Raw genomic sequence first — 19,337 nt, forward strand, 5'->3', positions numbered from 1 at the left:
AGTAAATCTAGTGCTTGAAATGACGAGTACCTGTCATAACCATGGCTAAATTATTATCATTACAATAATCAATACTGAGTTGGTCCTTGATAGATCCTCCAGGTTGAATGACAGCTGTTATTCCAGCATTTTTAGCAATTTCAACGCAATCTGGGAAAGGAAAGAAAGCGTCACTTGCCATGGCAGCATCATTCAAATCAAAGTTAAAAGATTTAGCTTTGTGAATGGCTTGTTGCAAAGCATCTACACGACTTGTTTGCCCTGTGCCGCTGGCACATAATTGTTTGTTCTTGGCTAAAACAATGGTATTAGACTTGGTGTGTTTGCATATTTTAGAAGCGAACAGTAAATCTTCAATTTGAGCTGTTGTTGGTGCTAAATTTGTAACAGTTTTTAAGTCTTTGGCCTGATCGGTCACACTATTTCTGTCTTGTACTAAAACACCATTTAAACAACTTCGTACGTTCGTTTTTGGCATCTCAATATCATGAATTACAAGTAAAATTCTGTTCTTTTTACCTTTTAATAGTTCCAATGCTTTATCAGAAAAAGACGGCGCAATTACAACTTCGCAGAACAATTTATGTATCTCTTCTGCCGTAGCTAAGTCAATTTCAGAATTACTTATTAAAACCCCTCCAAAGGCAGAAACAGGATCGCCAGCTAAAGCATCAACATAAGCTTGGTGTAGGGTGTCGCGCTGTGCCAAACCACAAGCATTATTGTGTTTTAAAATGGCAAAAGTTGGTGCGTCATTTTTAAATTCTAACATTAAATTTACTGCAGCATCGACATCAAGTAAATTATTATAGCTTAACTCTTTACCATGTAGTTTGGTAAATAGTTCATCAAAATCGCCAAAAAAGAAACCTTTTTGATGTGGGTTTTCACCATACCTTAAAGTTTTGCCATTTTGGTCGCTTATTTTTAGAACAGTTTCTTCATTGTTTTTGTTGAAATAATTAAAAATAGCTGTGTCATAATGTGAAGATACGTTGAACGCCTTAGCAGCAAAACGTTTTCTATCTTCTTCAGAAATAGAACCATTGTTATTTGAAATTAGTTCTAAAAATTCTGAATAGTCATTTACAGAAGATACACAGATAACATCGGCATAATTCTTAGCTGCAGCCCTAATTAGAGAAATGCCACCAATATCAATTTTTTCAATAATATCTTGGTTATTTGCTCCAGAAGCTACTGTTTTTTCAAAAGGATATAAGTCAACAATAACGACATCTATTTGAGGTATTTCATATTCAGCCAATTCAGCAACATCACCATCGTGGTTTTGTCTGTTTAAGATGCCTCCAAACACTTTAGGGTGTAAAGTTTTTACACGGCCTCCAAGTATAGAAGGGTAAGAGGTTACATCTTCCACAGGAACAACACCTACGCCTAAGTCGTTAATAAATTTTTCTGTGCCACCAGTTGAGTAAATAGTTACACCTTGTTTATCAAGTTCTCTAACAATGGGTTCTAAACCATCTTTACTAAATACAGATATTAATGCCGATTTAATAGTTTTTGTGTTGCTCATTATTGCTTTAATTTAATTTTTATTCTTCTGGAAGAATGTGATTTTATGCTTGTTTATCAGTGAATTAGACTGAGTTTTTAAAATAATTGCAAAAGTACTTATTTCTATGAATTAACAAGCTTAGAAATATTAAAAATGTTTGTGTTTTTTGTAATTTAAAGAAATTCAAATGCTCTTAAACATCATGCTTAAAGTATAGATGCCACTTGGTTACAAACAAATTCTAAAAATCGTTCATCAGCTTCCGTAAAGGGGTTAGGGGTATTGGAATCAATGTCTATTTGACCAATGTTTTCACCATTAACAAAAATAGGGATCACGATTTCAGCTTTTACGGTTATACTGCATGCTATATAGTTATCTTGCGCGGATACATCTGGCACCACAAAATTTTTATTGCTCACTGCTACTTGCCCACAAATACCCTTTCCAAAGGGAATGACTGTATGATCGGTAGGTTCGCCAATATATGGTCCAAGAAGCAACTCTTCTTTGTCGCCATTTTTAAAATAAAACCCAACCCAGTTATAGTATGAAATGCTAGTTTCAAGCAACTCGCATATTTGTAATAAACGTTCGTTAGTGGTTATTTTGGTGTTTGAAACTATAGAAATTACTTGTGGTTTCAGTTTTTCAAAAATCATTGATGTAAAGTTTTAGCAAAAGTATTTAAAAAGATGTAATTTCGACATTCTATTATTTTAAGGATATAAAAAGCAATTGAAAGCATTATTTTCGAAATATAAAGCCGTTATAAGGTTTATTGTTACGTTTTTATTGGTTTACGTTGTCTTGTCTTTTGCCTACACGTTTTATTTACAGTATTCGGATGGATCCATGTATTATCCGGATTATTTTACACATCTTGTGTCCATACAGACCGATAATGTTCTAGATGCTTTGGGTTATCAATCTGTCGTAGTACCTCATACTGATGAGCCTTCTGTAAAAGTTATAATAAATGGCACCTATATAGCAAGGATAATAGAGGGATGTAACGGATGGAGTGTTATTATTTTGTTTATTTCATTTGTTGTGGCGTTTTCAGCAAGGTTAAAGACAACACTAATCTACCTTTTGGCAGGTAGTGTTTTAATTTATGTTGTGAATCTGTTAAGAATTGTAATGCTCACCGTAGGCTTATATCGTTACCCACAACACGAACATATTTTGCATAATGTTATCTTCCCTTTTGTAATTTACGGTCTTGTGTTTTTGCTTTGGGTTTTTTGGGTGAATAGGTTTTCAAAATTAAACACAAAGAATGTATAAAATACTAAGCTTATTATGTATTGGGGTTTTAGTATTAGGTCTTCTGCTAATTCGTTTTTATGAGGATGTTTTGTTTTATGACCCTTATTTAACGTTCTTTCAAAATGATTACTTGTATATAGATAGCCCAAGAAGGGAGGTAGCCAAACTTGTGGCTTTTACCACCTATCGTTTTGCTTTAAATACTATAATTTCATTAGGTATTTTGTTTTTAGTTTTTAAAGATAAAAGTGTAATCAAGTTTTCTTTGCTAATCTATGGAATAGGATTTTGTTTGCTTATGTTGGCCTACTTGTATTTTGTTGTCAATCCGAAGCAAGAAGATTATTATTTATTTTTTAACGTGCGCAGATTTTTAATACAACCTATTATTTTAATTTTATTGCTACCAGCTTTTTATTATCATAAACTTAAAAGTTAAGTGTTAAACATTCGATAAATTGGTTTGCTCTCAAAGGCTTTTTGCTATTTTTGTACCGTGACAAGACTTCTACTATATAAAATATTGCCGGTGTTTATGGCCTTATTGGTGCTGTTTTCAACAGTTTCTATTGCCATAGAAAAGCATTATTGTGGTGATGTTTTAATAGATGTTTCCATGTTTGTGGAGGCTGAAAAATGCCAAATGGAAACACTTGAAGTCCTTCAGGAAAAATCCTGTTGTAAAGATGAAATTCAGGTTGTAAAAGGACAAGACGAACTAAGTGTTACCTCCTCTGATGATTTAGACATTAAACAGCAGTATTTTTTTGCCAGCTATTTATTTAGTTATTTAAATAGTTTTGAAAGCTTACCAAAACAAACCATTCCTCACCAGGATTACGCTCCACCCAATTTGGTGCATGATATTCATGTTTTAGATGAAGTGTATTTAATTTGATGAAAAAGTATTTCAGTTCCTTTTTAGGAAAGCATATTTTTTTAATTCAAATTATTTCAAAATGAAACATATATATACCGTTACGGGTATGACCTGTAATAATTGTAGAGTATCGGTAGAAGAAGTATTAAATAACGTACCTGATGTAAAAATGGCTTCGGTTAATCTTGAGCGCGCTGAGGCGATTATTGAAATGGATAACCATATTCCAATTCTAACGTTACAAAAAGCGCTTTCAAATAAGTATACTATAGCAGTTGCTAAAAAAGACCTTAGTACTTCAAGTCTAATGTCGCAAGAAGACAGTCTAGTTAAGCAACTATTTCCATTGTTTTTAATTTTTGCCTATATTTCGTGTACGGCCCTGTTACTTAATTTTAAAACTTGGAACGTTTCAAGTTTTATGTTAGATTTTATGGGGCTATTTTTTATCGTATTTAGTTTTTTTAAATTTCTTGATCTAAAAGGGTTTACAAACTCTTTTAGAATGTATGATCCTATAGCCAAACAGGTTCCTCTATACGCCTGGGTTTATCCTTTTCTTGAACTCGTGCTCGGACTTATGTTTTTAATACGTATACAAATAGATAGTGCATTGGCGTTAACGCTTGTTTTACTTGGTGTGACTACTGTGGGAGTAATAAAAGTGCTTCTTAAAAAACAAACTATACAATGTGCATGCCTAGGTACGGTTTTAAAACTTCCTATGACTAAGGCTACATTTATTGAAAACACCATTATGATTGTAATGGCCCTATTCATGCTAATAAAATCATTTAATTAGATGCGATTTATATTAGTTTTTTTGTTGATGTTACCAGAATTAGTGACATCACAAAATGATATTAGTGGTGTGATTTTTGAGGATAATCCAGATAACAAACATTTGGTTTTGCCTGGGGCTAATGTCTATTGGCTTCATACCAATATAGGAACTGTTACCGATATAAATGGCCAATTTTCGCTTGCCTATGAGCCACGATTTAAAGAATTAGTAGTAAGCTATGTTGGTTTTAAAACAGATACTTTAAAGATTAATGAGCCTCAATACATTGAGCATTGGTTGAGTCCCACAAGCAGCTTAGAGGCTGTAACTGTAAAATCCAGAAAACAAGCAACAGCTAAATCATATTTAAAAGCAACAAATACGTTTACCGTAAGTAGTGATGAATTGTTAAAAGCGGCCTGTTGTAACTTGGCTGAAAGTTTTGAAACGAATCCGTCAATTGATGTTAATTTTGCAGATGCTTTAACTGGTACAAGGCAGATAAAAATGTTGGGGCTTACCAGTCCTTATATCTTAATAGCAACAGAAAATATTCCTTCAATAAGAGGGGCTTCTCAAGCTTTTGGATTAAGTTTTATTCCTGGGACTAGGGTGGAAAGTATTCAAATAACCAAAGGGGCTGGAAGCGTTGTGAATGGGTACGAAAGTATTGCCGGACAAATAAACGCTGAATTGGTTAAGCCGACTACAGATGATAAGCTATTTATTAATCTTTATGGGGCTTCCAGTGAGCGCGTAGAACTTAATACACATTTTAATACTATGGTAGATGATAAATGGAGTACAGGGTTGTATTTACATGGAAACTCACATAATAAAAAGCATGATTTAAATAATGATGGGTTTTTAGATATGCCGCTCTACAATCAAATAAATATTTTGAATAGATGGCAATATACGAATCCAGAAAAAGGGCTTGTTAGTTTTATTAATTTGAAATTTTTAAATGATGAAAAGCAAACTGGTGAGCTTCATTTTAATCCTACAACGGATAAGTTGACTACTAACGCTTGGGGGAGTGAGATTGATACCAGAAGATATGAGATATCATCAAAACTAGGGTACGTAAATCCAAATATTCCTTACCAAAGTCTTGGGGTGCAAGCAGCATTTAGTAGCCATGAGCAAGCATCTTATTTTGGGTTGAATTCATATAATATAAAGCATAATAGTGTGTACTCAAATGCTATTTATAATTCTATTATTAGTGATTCTCGGCATAAAATTAAAACAGGGTTAAGTTATACTTACGATCATTACGATGAATTATTAACGGCATCAGATTTAGAACCAAAGTATGAGCGTACGGCACGTTCTTTAGGTGCCTTTTTTGAGTATAATTTTGATAATTTAGATAAACTCAATCTTACTGCTGGTCTGCGTATAGATACGCATAATTTGTTAGGCACTTTTATAACACCAAGGTTTCATATGCGTTATACACCTTGGGAAAAGTCGGCATTTAGAGCTTCTTTTGGGAGGGGAAAGCGAAGTGCTAATATTTTTGCAGAAAACCAAAATATGTTTTCAACATCAAGGCGTCTTAATATTTTAAATCCCGATGGGAATATATACGGATTAAACCCTGAAATTGCATGGAATTATGGTCTGTCCTTTTTGCAAGGGTTTAATCTGTTTGGAAGAAAGGCCGATGTGACTTTAGATTTTTATAGAACAGACTTTCAAAATCAAGTAGTTGTAGATTATGAAAACCCACAAGAAGTGAGTTTTTATAATTTAAATGGAGATAGTTTTGCAAATAGTTTTCAGTTTGAATTTAATTATAACGCCTTCGAGCGTTTTGATTTAAGAATGGCCTACAAATATTATGAGGTTAAAACGCAATATGTCTCTGGAACCCTTGATAAACCTCTTGTGCCCAAGCATAGAGTATTTGCAAATGCATCTTACGAAACCCAAATTAAGGAAACGGGACAGTGGAAATTTGATGCAACGTTCAACTGGTTGGGTAAGCAACGATTTTCTTCAACGGTTACGAACCCTCCTGAATACAGACTGCCAAATTATACTCCAACTGTGGCAACCTTAAACGCGCAACTAACAAAAGTTTTTTCTAGTAAATTTGAGATGTATTTAGGAGGAGAAAATATTACCAATTTAAGGCAGCCAAATCCAATTTTGGCAGCCAATGATCCTTTTGGACCCAATTTTGATACCACGTTTGTGTATGGTCCAGTATTTGGAAGTTTATATTATTTAGGACTTAGATTTAGAATAAATTAAAAGAGAAATTATGAAAACAATTGTAATACTTATTATGTTAACAGCTTCATTAGGTTACGGACAAAATAAAAATGCTAAGGCAAGTATGGAGGTTAATGGGGTTTGTATGATGTGTAAAACCAGAATTGAGAAAGCCTGTTATAAAACCAAAGGTGTAAAATCGGCCGTTTGGAATGTTAATACACATGAGTTAAGACTTATTTATGATGAACGCAAAACAGATATTAACACTATTCAATCAAATATTTTAGGAGTAGGTCATGATGTTAAAGATTTAAAAGCAACAGATGAAGCATATGCTACAGTGCACCCTTGTTGCAGGTATAGAGATAATGAAGTTAGGAAGGATCATGAGGATAACACAATTAAAGAAAGAGATAAGTAGCTTAGATACGGTCTTTTTTTGAAGCAAGTATTATATGGATTTATAATAAAAAAAGTTTAAATTCGTTTCCTTTATGCTTAGATAAAAGCAATAACTTATTAGAAAACAATTTAAAAAATTACGTATGAAAACATTATTATCAAAAATGAAATATCTGGCTTTGGCGCTTGTTGTGGTTTTGGCTTTTTCATGTTCGGCTGAGGATGGTGCTCCAGGAGAACAAGGGCCACAGGGGGTTCAAGGGCCTCAGGGGCCACAGGGAGAAAAAGGTGAGAAAGGTGATCCAGGGGACTCCGGAAGTGGAAGTGTAAAAACAGTGTTGTTTGAAGATCAGTTACTGCAGTCTGGTGAGACTGGGGTAATAGAGTTTAATGTTCCTCAATTGACTCAAGATATTTTTGATAATGGATTGGTTTATGCTTACATATCAGAAAGTGAAAATAACTCATCTTGGAGTCCATTACCATTCTCTTTGCTGGAAGAAGTCTCTACCCCAACAGGGACAACAGTTACATCTACCATAGTTGTAGAAATTTTAACAATAGAAGTAGGAAAGGTGTCTTTGTTTTACCTGCTTAATGATGCAAGTTGGGATGTTAAATTTGTCTTAGTTCCAGGGGCCGCTGCTGAAGCAAGTTCTTTTGATATTAATGACTTTCTTTAATTAAAAAGAGCTTTAAGTGCATAAAAAAAATCCGAAGTTTATTAGCTTCGGATTTTTTTGTTTGGCGATATGAACATCTTTATTACATCATTCCCGGCATGCCACCGCCACCCATTGGAGGCATAGCAGGAGCATCTTCTTTAATGTCTATTAAAGCACATTCGGTTGTTAAGATCATACCAGCAACAGAAGCAGCATTTTCTAAGGCTATACGTGTTACTTTCTTAGGGTCAATAATACCTGCTTTAAGCATGTCTACATAGGCTTCAGATTTAGCATCATAACCAAAATCTTTTTTGCCTTCCAAGACTTTATTGATAACAACAGAACCTTCGCCACCAGCATTTTCAACAATAGTTCTTAAAGGTGCTTCAATAGCTTTATTTACTATTTGAACGCCGGTTGTTTCATCTAAATTAGTGGTTTCTATTTTTTCTAAAATAGACTTAGCTCTTACTAAGGCAACACCACCTCCTGCAACAATACCTTCTTCAACGGCAGCTCTGGTAGCATGTAAGGCATCATCAACACGGTCTTTCTTTTCTTTCATTTCAACTTCACTTGCTGCACCTACATAAAGAACAGCAACACCGCCAGCTAATTTAGCTAAGCGCTCTTGAAGCTTTTCTTTGTCATAATCAGACGTGGTAGTCTCAATTTGCGATTTAATTTGATTAACCCTTGCTTTGATGGCATCGGCATCACCAGAACCATTAACGATAGTAGTATTGTCCTTATCAACGGTCACTGTTTCTGCAGTACCTAACATGGATAAATCAGCATTTTCTAATGTAAATCCGCGTTCTTCAGAAATAACCGTGCCTCCTGTTAAGATGGCAATATCTTCAAGCATAGCTTTACGTCTATCTCCAAAACCAGGAGCTTTAACAGCTGCGATCTTTAATCCTCCTCTTAACTTGTTTACAACCAAAGTAGCCAAGGCTTGACCATCAACATCTTCGGCAATTATTAACAACGGACGACCAGATTGAGCAACAGGTTCTAAGATTGGAAGAATTTCTTGAAGGTTAGAAATCTTTTTGTCGAATAATAAGATATAAGGATTTTCTAAATCGGCAATCATTTTGTCAGAATCTGTAACAAAATAAGGAGATAAGTAGCCTCTATCGAATTGCATACCTTCAACCACATCAACATAGGTATCCATTCCTTTAGCTTCTTCAACTGTAATAACGCCTTCTTTGCCAACTTTTTCGAAAGCCTTAGAAATCAATTCCCCGATAGTATCATCGTTATTAGCTGAAATTGCAGCAACTTGCTTTATTTTTTCTGAAGAGTTCCCAACTTTTTTTGCTTGGTCTTCAAGGTCGGTGGTAATAGCATCAACAGCTTTATCAATACCACGTTTTAAATCCATTGGGTTGGCGCCGGACGCTACGTTTTTAAGGCCTTCTTTTACAATAGCTTGAGCCAAGACCGTAGCAGTGGTAGTACCATCACCTGCTAAATCGTTAGTTTTTGAAGCAACTTCTTTAACCATTTGCGCACCCATGTTTTCATGAGCGTCTTCAAGTTCAATTTCTTTAGCTACAGAAACACCATCTTTAGTTACTTGAGGCGCGCCAAAGCTCTTACTAATAATTACGTTACGTCCTTTAGGTCCTAAAGTAACTTTAACCGCATTTGCCAAAGCGTCTACACCGCGTTTTAAACCATCGCGAGCTTCAATATCAAATTTTATATCTTTTGCCATTTTTATATATTTTTGTTTTTAACCTTTAGCATTTTGCTAGAGGTCTTTTTAGTTGAATTAATAGTTTTAGATTATTGCTAAAATGTCACTTTCACGCATGATTAAATAATCGTTGCCTTCAAGTTTTAACTCTGTGCCAGCATATTTTCCATATAAAACGGTGTCGCCAACTTTAACTGTAATAGGTTCGTCTTTAGTACCGGGGCCAGCAGCAACAACGGTTCCTTTTTGAGGTTTTTCTTTGGCATTGTCTGGAATGATAATCCCAGAAGCTGTTTTGGTTTCAGCAGCAGCAGGCTCAATAAGAACTCTATCTGCTAATGGTTTAATGTTTAATCCCATTTTGTTTTATATTTTAATTATTAAGTTATTATTTAACGCTAATGCGTTATACGAAAAATGTGCCAATATAGAGTGACTGACAAACTTGCAGAAACAAAAAATGTCAACTTTGTAAGTTGACATTTTTAATCGTATTACATATGAATGTACAGTTACTCTGCTTCGTTTTCAGAGGTTTCATTGTTTGAGCCCGTTACTGGTAATGTTTCTTCAGATGCGTTAGGCAATGCTTCGGGTAAAGGCTGTGTTGTTTGGGCATCTGGATCTAGTGCTTTCGAATCGATACTTGAGTTTCCTCTGTTTATGGTAATGTTTGATGCAAGTATCAATACTAATAATACCGTTGCTAGAGTCCAAGTACTTTTATCAAGAAAGTCTGTTGTCTTTTTTACACCACCTAATTGTTGTGTGCCGCCACCTCCGAAAGAAGATGATAAACCACCACCTTTAGGGTTTTGAACCATAATTACTACGACAAGTAAAAAGGCTACAACCACTATAAGGACTAAAAATATTGTAAACGTACTCATTATTCTTTTTTATTTTGTTCTTGTAATTGTTCTACCGCTTTAATTTGGTTTGCAAAGAAACTACTTTTTTCTGGATATTTCAAACTTAAAATTTTATACGATTGAATGGCCTTTTTATAGTTTTTTTGTTCTACATATATACGAGCCAAAGTCTCTGTCATTAGGGCTTCGGGCTGTATCATCTGGGCTTTAGCCAAATTCCCTTTTTGAGAAACTGGTTTGGTCGGTTTAATTTTGGGATTGGTTGATATAAACTTATCTATAAGTTCAAATTTCTTTTCTTTTTCTGATGCCGGTTTAGTTTTGTCTTCAGGCTCTAAGGCGTCTTGCTTTATTATTCTTTCAATGGATTTAAAACGGGTTAGTTTTAGCCATTCATTAAAGGAGTGCGTTTCTGTTTTTTTAAATTGAAGAGGTTTACCAATATCTAAAATTTCTTCAGCGGTAGGTTTTTGGGGTACTTCGGTTTCTTTAAGAGGGGTGTCTGGAGTTTTTGGTTGAAATAGGTCTGGGTGCAGTGTTTCCTCTGTCGCTTCTATTCTGTCTTCTAATTCTTGGTCAATGGCCGTACTCTTGTTAAGAGAGATATCTTCTATGTTCACTTCAATTTCTCTTAAATGAGCCGTATTTTGCTTGATAATTTCAGAAATTTCATTTTGCACAAATGCATCCGAGGTTATAAAATCGAATAAAATACTTCTGTCTGTGGTATATGCTGCTGTTACTTTTAATTCTTGATTGTAAGTTATGCTGCTTTGGTCTTTTAGTCCTTTTAAGTAAAGCGCTCTTGCCGATTGAAAATAAGGATATTTATCAATAATTGATTTTACACCTTCAGTTTGTTCATGTGATATGGCATGAGGTTTTTGAAGGATCTTTATAAAATCGTTTGGTGTCATCACAAAGTCATTACCATTTTGCCAGAGTGGCATTAAAAATATCTTGGGTTATACGTTCAAAAATTTCTTCATGAGCTGTAGTTTTTTGCCCGCCAATAAGTTGTTCTGTACCTGGGTAGTCATAAAAGAACGAAAAAGTTTGTTCTAGATCGTCCTCCTTATCTTTTCTGTTAAAAAACCTAACTTTTACCGCTATGGTTAATCTATTTTGTGCAGCGGTTTGATCGGCAGTTGCGGTGGTTGGAGAAATTCGGTATTGGGTTATCTCGCCTTCATAAACTAAATCGCCTCCCGACGGAACTAAAGTTAAATTGGTTTGGTTTTGTATTAAATCTTCTAATGCAATTTTAAAATCACGTTCTAATCCTGGTTCAATGAGAGGGGCTATATTATCAAATCTATTAACCTGATAAGTTTTAGTGCCAGTAGGAATGGAGGCGCCTGTAAACGAATAAGGACCACAGCTAAAAAGTAATAGCGTTAAGGAGCAAATTAAAACTGATTTTATATTATAAAAATAACGCAACGTATTATGGTGTATTAATGATTTTTTACAAATCATATTGTTTGATTTTTCTGTAAAGGGTTCTTTCGCTAATCCCAAGTTCGGCTGCAGCTAATTTACGCTTTCCGTTGTGACGTTCAAGCGATTTTTTAATTAATTCTAATTCTTTATCATGAAGCGATAAGGTTTCTTCTTCCTGAATTTCTTCAGCAAAATGATATTTATCTTGAATAATGGTGTCTTCGGCCTCTAGATTGTGTTCAGGAATTGATAGAACAGAGGTGTCGGGCACAACAGGTTCTTGGTAGTCAAAGTTTTCTTCTTTGTCATCATTGCCATAAATCTTTTGAATTAAACTTTCGTTATTCTTTTCAACATCTTTTGAATTGTCATTTTTCATGAGCTCCATGGTAAGCTTCTTTAAATCATTTAAATCGCTTTTCATATCAAAAAGGACTTTATAAAGAATTTCGCGCTCACTACTAAAATCGCTTTCAGACTTCGATGTTTTAACTACCGCAGGCAGATTGGTGTTGGCAGAAGCCGGTAAATAACTTCTTAAAACATCTGCAGTAATAGTTCTGTTTTGCTCTAATACTGAAAGCTGCTCTGCAATGTTTCTTAACTGACGGATGTTGCCGCCCCATCGGTGCTTTAATAATACTTGCACGGCATTATCAGAGAGCTTTACGGTTGGCATTTTATATTTTAAAGCAAAGTCACTGGCAAATTTTCTAAATAATAAATGAATATCCCCTTGTCTCTCACGAAGAGGAGGTAAATTAATGTCGACAGTACTTAATCTGTAATAAAGGTCCTCTCGAAATTTTTCCTTTTCAATGGCTTCTTGCATATTTACGTTAGTGGCTGCAACAATACGAACGTTTGTTTTTTGAACCTTACTTGATCCCACCTTTAAAAACTCGCCATTTTCTAAAACGCGTAAAAGACGTACCTGGGTGGTAAGGGGTAATTCTCCAACCTCGTCAAGAAATATGGTTCCACCGTCGGCGACTTCAAAATACCCAGCTCGGGTTTGCGTGGCGCCGGTAAAAGCTCCTTTTTCATGACCAAACAATTCACTATCTATGGTGCCCTCTGGAATAGCACCACAATTAACTGCAATATATTTGTTGTGCTTTCTGTGAGATAATTGATGAATAATTTTAGGAATACTTTCTTTACCTACACCACTTTCTCCTGTTACTAAAACCGAAATATCAGTGGGTGCTACTTGTATAGCTTTTTCGATGGCGCGGTTTAAAGAAGGTGCATTGCCAATAATACCAAAGCGTTGTTTTATAGCTTGAACTGATTCCATTTATTTTTTAATATTTAATTCTCAATATATTCTGAAATACCTTCCTCTTTATTATCTAATAACCATTTCCAATAAAGTTTAAGGATTATTTTATTGTTTGAATTTAAGCTTATTTTGGCTTTAGCCTTTCCTGCTTTTAACTCGTTCTCTACTGTTATACATTGGTATAACATATTGAGTTCATTATTTTTTAAACTGGCAATTATGGTTCCGTATTTAATTAGACCGCCATAATATTCAGCTGTTACCATATTGCCTTCTTGCTTATATTTAAATATTGTTTCAGAATTTACTTTGCCCTCTTTTGAGTTTTCTAATAATGAAAACGTTTTATTGTTAAAGTTAAACTCCACTTCAATATTGATTAGTTGTTTTTCGAATACCCAACTGCCTCACCAATAAGGGTTGCTGTTGTGCAATCAGTTGTTTTAACATCTACTAAATCCCCTACCTTGTATTTTTCTTTTGGGAAAACAACAACGGTATTTTGCGGAGTTCTACCAGACCAATGCAGGTTAGACTTTTTAGATTCTTTCTCAATGAGGACTTCTACAACGGTATTTAAATGTTCTTTAATTCTTTGGCCGCTATGTTCTTGTTGAAGTTTTACAATTTCAGCAAGCCTACGTTTTTTTAAAGGTTCTGGTACATCGTCTTCCATGTTGCGTCCGGCCATGGTTCCTGGTCGTTCAGAGTAGGTAAACATGTAGCCAAAGTGATACTTTACATATTCCATTAAAGAAACAGTATCTTGAAAATCCTCTTCTGTTTCAGTAGGGAACCCTACAATCATATCTTGGCTAATGGCGCAGTCCGGTATAATCTGATAAATATTATCTATTAATTCAAAATACTCTTCGCGCGTGTGTAATCGATTCATTTTTTTTAGAATTCTGTTACTGCCGCTTTGTACAGGTAAGTGAATATGATTACATATATTATAATATTTAGCCATGGTTTCTACCACATCAAGGGTTAAATCTTGAGGGTTGGATGTAGAAAACCTAATGCGCATTTTAGGTTGGGCTAAGGCACAAAGCTCTAAAAGTTTAGCAAAATTTACCGAAGTCGCTTTCTGGATATCGCTCGCTTTTACAAAATCTTTTTTAAGTCCACCACCATACCATAAATAGCTGTCTACATTTTGACCTAGCAAGGTAACTTCCTTATAGCCTTTATTCCATAAATCATTAATTTCTTCAATAATACTTTGTGGATCTCTACTGCGTTCTCTACCTCTTGTAAATGGCACTACGCAGAATGTACACATGTTGTCACAACCTCTAGTTATAGAAACAAATGCTGTAACACCGTTGGTGTTTAGCCTAACAGGCGCGATATCTCCATAGGTCTCTTCTTTAGAAAGAATTACATTAATAGCATCTCTGCCCTCATCAACCTCGGCTAAAAGATTTGGTAAATCTTTATAAGCATCAGGTCCAACTACTAAATCTACTATCTTTTCTTCCTCAAGAAATTTGGTTTTTAAACGCTCTGCCATACAGCCTAAAACTCCAACCTTCATTTTTGGGTTATGGTCTCTTTTTACAGCGTTATATTTTTCTAAACGTTTTCTAACCGTTTGTTCGGCTTTATCTCTTATTGAACAGGTGTTTACTAACACTAGATCGGCCTCTTCAAGCTTTTGTGTAGTATTGAAGCCTTGATTAGCCATTATGGACGCAACAATTTCACTATCGCTAAAATTCATAGCACATCCATAGCTTTCAATAAAAAGTTTTCGTTTGTTACCTTCTTTTTGGTCTAATACCAAAGAATCTCCCTGTTTACTTTCGTCTATAACTTTTTCCATACTTGTATAACTTCCTCTATCGCTCAATAAGCATGCAAAGATACAATATATTTGTATTTTATGACAAAGTGGCAGTTTAAAATAGTAGGAGATTTTTAAAGATTTATGACATCTTTCTTAAACTATTGTTTAAACAGTCTTAGATAGTCTGATGTTTTTGTGTCGAGAATTCTAATTTCTGAAATAATCAAAAAACACTTACATTTAGCCTCATTAACGTCTAAAATTAATTTATGAATGAATTCGTTTGAGAGACTCATGGACAAAATTGAACGAGCAAAAGAGCTTGATTTTGGAACTATTTTCGATCGAGTTATTACGCTTTTTAAAAAGGTCTATTTAAAGGGCTTCTTAATGCTTTTAATAACAGTTATTTTGGCGTTTGCAATTAACATGGTTTTCGCGCTTATAGGTTTAGCTCCTAAAAACGACTTTTTAATCAATGGATTTGATATAGATTCATTCTATTCATTTTACGCGCTAAATGTGGTTTATAGTATTCCTCAAACTATTTTGGTAACCACGATAACGATGGCTTTAGTTTCTGCGTTTTATAGGATTTGTAAACAAGTTGATTTAGGAGAAACTGTTGTAGACGACTATTTTTACTTTTTTAATAAATCTCATTTTTCAAAGCTATTGACTTTAGGGATGATTTCTACAGGTATTACGGTGCTAGCTCAGTTATTATTTATTATTCCAGCTATTTATGTGTTTGTACCATTGTTGTATTTCTCAATAATTTTTGCAAATAATCCCAACCTTAGTGAGATGGAGATTATTAAGGCTAGTTTTATATTAGGTAATAAAAAGTGGTTTTTAACTTTTGGACTTGTATTTGTCTTCGGTTTATTGGGGGCTTTGGGAATTGTGTTATGTGTTGTTGGAATGCTATTTACAGTTCCTATTATATACCTTCCCGTGTATTTTATTTACAAGGAAGTTATTGGTTTTGAAGAGACTAGTGAAATTGATCAAATAGGGAAACACGACTCAATAATATAAAGCAGGAGAGGTATGAATACTTTAATTGAATTAACTCGTAAGATTGAAAGGGCAAAGCCTTTAAGTTTTGGTGATATTTTTAGCAAATCTTTAGATACGTTTAAGAAAGTTTGGCTTCAAGGGTTGGTGTCCTACCTTCTTAGTATGGTACTGGCGTTACCGTTGTTTTTCATTTTTTATGTGCCTACTGTGGTTTTAGGAGTAATCAATGCCGAAACTTTTGAGGGCGATATTGAATTTCACGGAATGAGCGCGTTCGCTATAATTGTCATTGTTCTTTTATTTGCTGTTTTGTTTGTTGGTCTAGCAACAGTTACTTTAGCCCTAAAGGCTGCGTTTTATAGAATTGTTAAAAACAAAGAGTTAGGTTCTCAGGCGTCAGACGATTATTTTTTCTTTTTTAGAAAGGCGTATCTAAGAAAAACAATAGGTTTATCGTTAAAAATACTTGGTATTTTAATACTGGCATATGTGTTATGTGTTCTACCTGTATTTTATGTTATTGTGCCCATTTATTATATGACTTTAATATATGCTTTAAATCCAGATTTATCTACAGCAGAGATAATAAAAGCAGGGTTCATACTTGGAAATAAAAAATGGTTCTTAAGTTTTGGGTTGGTTTTTGTATCTGCTATTTTGAGTTCCCTAATAGGGTTTTTAATGTGTTTTATTGGGATTTATATAACGCAGCAATTTGTTGATTTACCTTGCTATAGTATTTATAAAGAGGTTATAGGGTTAAATGATAAGAGTCCAATTGATGAAATAGGAAAATATTAAATCGATTCCTTAATAACGTGTTAAATAACTGTCTTTTGCTAACCAAAAAGCAGATTTTAGTATTAAAATAATAGTCAGATAAACCATAAAATGTTACAGATAAACTTTTTTTCATATACATTTGTAGCTTCAAAAAACGTAGTATGGCGAAGAATTTAGTGATAGTAGAGTCACCAGCAAAGGCAAAAACCATTGAAAAATTTCTAGGAAAAGATTTTAAAGTAGAGTCCAGTTTTGGACATATTTCTGATTTACCGTCTAAAGAGCTTGGTGTAGATGTTGAGGGGGATTTTAATCCAAAATATGAAGTTTCAAAGGATAAAAAGGCGGTTGTAAAAAAGCTAAAAGATTTAGCTAAGAAAGCTGATACTGTATGGCTTGCAAGTGATGAAGACCGCGAAGGAGAGGCTATAGCATGGCATTTAGCTGAAGCTTTAAAACTAGATAAAGCCAAGACCAAACGTATTGTTTTTCATGAAATTACAAAGTCGGCTATAAAAAAAGCTATTGAAAACCCAAGAGGGATTGATTATGATTTGGTTGATGCGCAACAAGCACGTCGCGTACTGGATAGAATTGTAGGTTACGAATTATCCCCAGTATTATGGAGAAAAGTAAAAGGAGGACTCTCAGCTGGTAGAGTTCAGTCTGTTTCGGTGAGGTTAATTGTTGAAAAAGAACGCGAAATACAAGGCTTCAAGCCTGTGGCTTCGTATAGAATAGATGCTGAGTTTGCCAATGAAGACGGGAAGACTTTTAAAGCAAAGCTTCCAAAGAATTTTTCATCAAAAGAAGAAGCTTACAAGTTTTTAGAGCAAAATGCCAAAGCTGAATTTAAGGTAGCAGACTTACTGAAAAAACCAGCAAAAAAATCTCCTGCAGCACCATTTACAACATCTACATTACAGCAAGAAGCTTCACGTAAGTTGTATTTTTCTGTGAGTAAGACTATGACCATGGCGCAACGCTTATATGAAGCTGGTTTAATAACATATATGAGAACAGACAGTGTAAATTTGTCTGATGAAGCTAGGCAAGGTGCTGAAGAAGAAATTAAAAATGCCTTTGGAGCTAAGTACAGTAAGCCACGAAACTATAAAGGAAAGGCCAAAGGGGCCCAAGAGGCGCATGAGGCGATTCGCCCCACTAATTTTGCTGCTCATTCTGTAAATATGGAAAGAGATCAAGCGAGGTTGTACGAGTTAATTTGGAAAAGAGCCATTGCTTCGCAAATGAGTGAAGCCGAATTAGAAAGAACCAATGTTAAAATTAGTGCTTCTACGCATGGTGAAACGTTTTCTGCAAATGGTGAGGTTATCACCTTTGATGGATTTTTAAAGGTATACCTTGAAGGGACTGATGATGAGCATGTAGAACAAGATGGTATGTTGCCAGCCATGAGGACTAATGAGACGTTAATTAATAATTTTATTACAGCAACAGAGCGTTACACAAGGCCACCGGCAAGATTTACAGAGGCTTCTTTGGTTAAAAAGCTTGAAGAATTGGGTATTGGAAGGCCATCTACTTATGCGCCAACAATTTCAACCATTCAGAACAGAAATTATATAGAAAAAGGAACCGTTGAAGGTGAAGAACGTCAGTATTCTCAGTTAACTTTAAAAAATGGAGAGGTCAAAGATAAAACGCTCTCCGAAAAAGTTGGTTCAGATAAAGGTAAACTTGTGCCAACAGATATTGGAATGATTGTTACCGACTTTCTAGTGAATCATTTCGATTCTATTTTAGATTATAATTTTACCGCTAAGGTAGAGGCAGACTTTGATGAAATTGCAGAAGGAAACGAAGATTGGAAAAAAATGATGAAAGACTTTTATAAGAGTTTTCATCCTGTAGTTGAAGATGTAAAGGAGAATGCCGATAGGGAGTCTGGGGAAAGAATTCTAGGCGTAGACCCAAAGAGCGGAAAACAAGTAAGTGTTAGATTGGGAAAATTTGGTCCTATGGTACAGATTGGGACTGTTGATGATGATGAAAAACCCCAATTTGCTAGTCTAAGTCCAGATCAGCAGTTAAATACTATTACTTATGAAGAGGCTATGGATTTATTTCAGTTGCCAAAAACACTGGGTAATTATGAGGGCGAAGAGGTGTTAGTTAATAACGGACGCTTTGGGCCTTATGTTAAATTTGGTAGTGCGTTTGTATCGCTTCCCAAGGGATCTGATCCTTTAAGTGTGGAGCTAGATGACGCCATTGTCTTAATAGAAGAAAAGAAAAAGGCAGATGCACCTATTTATATGTATAAGGATCTACCTGTTCAAAAAGGCAAAGGGCGTTTTGGACCATTTATTAAATGGAACAATATGTTTATAAATGTAAACAAGAAATATGATTGGGATAACTTATCGGATGCTGATATCGTAGAATTGATTGAGACTAAGATTCAGAAGGAGATTGATAAAGTTATTCATAATTGGGAAGATGAAGGTATAAGAGTTGAAAAGGCAAGATGGGGTAGGCATAATGTCATAAAGGGTAAAGTAAAAGTGGAATTGCCAAAAACAGTGGATGTTTCTGAAATGACACTTGAAGAGGCAAAGGGACTTATTGAGGTCAATGCGCCAAAAAAGAAAGCAACCAAACGAAAAACGGCTAAAAGCAAAGCAACCGCTAAAAAGAAATAATATTT

At 34.7% G+C, this 19,337-nt stretch carries 20 protein-coding genes; 10 read left to right on the forward strand and 10 right to left on the reverse strand.

What is annotated here, in order from left to right; translation table 11 throughout:
* Nucleotides 1-7: 7 nt before the first annotated feature.
* Nucleotides 8-1,540, reverse strand: coding sequence for a bifunctional phosphoribosylaminoimidazolecarboxamide formyltransferase/IMP cyclohydrolase (gene purH, locus E5D58_RS09940; protein ID WP_136481707.1), 1,533 nt, complete (start codon nt 1,538-1,540; stop codon nt 8-10).
* A 188-nt stretch (nt 1,541-1,728) separates the two neighbouring features.
* Entirely contained in the window at nt 1,729-2,184 is a 456-nt protein-coding gene (locus E5D58_RS09945) for a GAF domain-containing protein (protein ID WP_136481708.1), read from the reverse strand.
* Nucleotides 2,185-2,260: 76 nt separating this feature from the next.
* Between E5D58_RS09945 and xrtF the strand changes: the two genes are divergently transcribed.
* The 7 genes from xrtF (at nt 2,261) to E5D58_RS15030 (ending at nt 7,772) form a co-directional block, all read left to right on the forward strand.
* Entirely contained in the window at nt 2,261-2,812 is a 552-nt protein-coding gene (xrtF, locus tag E5D58_RS09950) for an exosortase family protein XrtF (protein ID WP_136481709.1), read from the forward strand.
* Nucleotides 2,805-3,233: an exosortase F system-associated membrane protein gene (locus E5D58_RS09955; protein WP_136481710.1), complete on the forward strand. Its 429-nt coding sequence runs from the start codon at nt 2,805-2,807 to the stop codon at nt 3,231-3,233. The genes xrtF and E5D58_RS09955 overlap by 8 nt, the downstream gene beginning before the upstream one ends.
* Nucleotides 3,234-3,290: 57 nt before the next feature.
* On the forward strand, nt 3,291-3,692 hold the full coding sequence (locus E5D58_RS09960; protein WP_235835891.1) for an HYC_CC_PP family protein: 402 nt from the start codon (nt 3,291-3,293) through the stop codon (nt 3,690-3,692).
* Between the two features lie 61 nt (nt 3,693-3,753).
* Complete coding sequence (locus E5D58_RS09965) at nt 3,754-4,476, forward strand: heavy-metal-associated domain-containing protein (RefSeq protein WP_136481711.1); 723 nt, start codon at nt 3,754-3,756, stop codon at nt 4,474-4,476.
* Complete coding sequence (locus tag E5D58_RS09970) at nt 4,477-6,723, forward strand: TonB-dependent receptor (protein WP_136481712.1); 2,247 nt, start codon at nt 4,477-4,479, stop codon at nt 6,721-6,723.
* Between the two features lie 10 nt (nt 6,724-6,733).
* Entirely contained in the window at nt 6,734-7,108 is a 375-nt protein-coding gene (locus E5D58_RS09975) for a heavy-metal-associated domain-containing protein (protein WP_136481713.1), read from the forward strand.
* A gap of 124 nt (nt 7,109-7,232) precedes the next feature.
* Nucleotides 7,233-7,772 carry a collagen-like protein gene (locus tag E5D58_RS15030; RefSeq protein ID WP_205660312.1) on the forward strand — a complete coding sequence of 180 codons (540 nt, stop codon included), beginning with the start codon at nt 7,233-7,235 and terminating at the stop codon, nt 7,770-7,772.
* A gap of 82 nt (nt 7,773-7,854) precedes the next feature.
* On the opposite strand, the gene groL is transcribed toward E5D58_RS15030, so the two are convergent.
* The 8 genes from groL to miaB all read right to left on the reverse strand — a co-directional run bounded on the left by groL (nt 7,855) and on the right by miaB (nt 14,896).
* Nucleotides 7,855-9,486 (reverse strand): chaperonin GroEL, encoded by a 1,632-nt coding sequence (gene groL / locus E5D58_RS09985; protein ID WP_136481714.1) that lies wholly within the window; start codon nt 9,484-9,486, stop codon nt 7,855-7,857.
* Nucleotides 9,487-9,552: 66 nt separating this feature from the next.
* Complete coding sequence (locus E5D58_RS09990; protein WP_136481715.1) at nt 9,553-9,828, reverse strand: co-chaperone GroES; 276 nt, start codon at nt 9,826-9,828, stop codon at nt 9,553-9,555.
* A 152-nt stretch (nt 9,829-9,980) separates the two neighbouring features.
* Nucleotides 9,981-10,358, reverse strand: a complete 378-nt coding sequence (secG, locus tag E5D58_RS09995; RefSeq protein WP_136481716.1) for a preprotein translocase subunit SecG — start codon at nt 10,356-10,358, stop codon at nt 9,981-9,983.
* Nucleotides 10,358-11,290 carry a hypothetical protein gene (locus tag E5D58_RS10000; RefSeq protein ID WP_235835892.1) on the reverse strand — a complete coding sequence of 311 codons (933 nt, stop codon included), beginning with the start codon at nt 11,288-11,290 and terminating at the stop codon, nt 10,358-10,360. The genes secG and E5D58_RS10000 overlap by 1 nt, the downstream gene beginning before the upstream one ends.
* On the reverse strand, nt 11,268-11,819 hold the full coding sequence (gene lptE, locus E5D58_RS10005) for an LPS assembly lipoprotein LptE (RefSeq protein WP_136481717.1): 552 nt from the start codon (nt 11,817-11,819) through the stop codon (nt 11,268-11,270). The genes E5D58_RS10000 and lptE overlap by 23 nt, the downstream gene beginning before the upstream one ends.
* Nucleotides 11,809-13,083 (reverse strand): sigma-54 interaction domain-containing protein, encoded by a 1,275-nt coding sequence (locus tag E5D58_RS10010; protein WP_136481718.1) that lies wholly within the window; start codon nt 13,081-13,083, stop codon nt 11,809-11,811. Before E5D58_RS10010 ends, lptE begins: the two co-directional genes overlap by 11 nt.
* Before the next feature lie 14 nt (nt 13,084-13,097).
* Nucleotides 13,098-13,436, reverse strand: coding sequence for a hypothetical protein (locus E5D58_RS10015; protein ID WP_136481719.1), 339 nt, complete (start codon nt 13,434-13,436; stop codon nt 13,098-13,100).
* 11 nt (nt 13,437-13,447) lie between these two features.
* Nucleotides 13,448-14,896: a tRNA (N6-isopentenyl adenosine(37)-C2)-methylthiotransferase MiaB gene (miaB, locus tag E5D58_RS10020; protein ID WP_136481720.1), complete on the reverse strand. Its 1,449-nt coding sequence runs from the start codon at nt 14,894-14,896 to the stop codon at nt 13,448-13,450.
* 237 nt (nt 14,897-15,133) lie between these two features.
* Here miaB and E5D58_RS10025 point away from each other — a divergent pair, with 237 nt between their 5' ends.
* The 3 genes from E5D58_RS10025 to topA all read left to right on the forward strand — a co-directional run bounded on the left by E5D58_RS10025 (nt 15,134) and on the right by topA (nt 19,332).
* Nucleotides 15,134-15,901, forward strand: coding sequence for a hypothetical protein (locus E5D58_RS10025; RefSeq protein WP_136481721.1), 768 nt, complete (start codon nt 15,134-15,136; stop codon nt 15,899-15,901).
* 12 nt (nt 15,902-15,913) lie between these two features.
* Nucleotides 15,914-16,684 carry a hypothetical protein gene (locus E5D58_RS10030; RefSeq protein WP_136481722.1) on the forward strand — a complete coding sequence of 257 codons (771 nt, stop codon included), beginning with the start codon at nt 15,914-15,916 and terminating at the stop codon, nt 16,682-16,684.
* Between the two features lie 143 nt (nt 16,685-16,827).
* Nucleotides 16,828-19,332, forward strand: a complete 2,505-nt coding sequence (gene topA, locus E5D58_RS10035) for a type I DNA topoisomerase (RefSeq protein ID WP_136481723.1) — start codon at nt 16,828-16,830, stop codon at nt 19,330-19,332.
* Nucleotides 19,333-19,337 lie beyond the last annotated feature (5 nt).

The organism is Cognatitamlana onchidii, from assembly GCF_004804355.1.
Classification (GTDB): domain Bacteria; phylum Bacteroidota; class Bacteroidia; order Flavobacteriales; family Flavobacteriaceae; genus Cognatitamlana; species Cognatitamlana onchidii.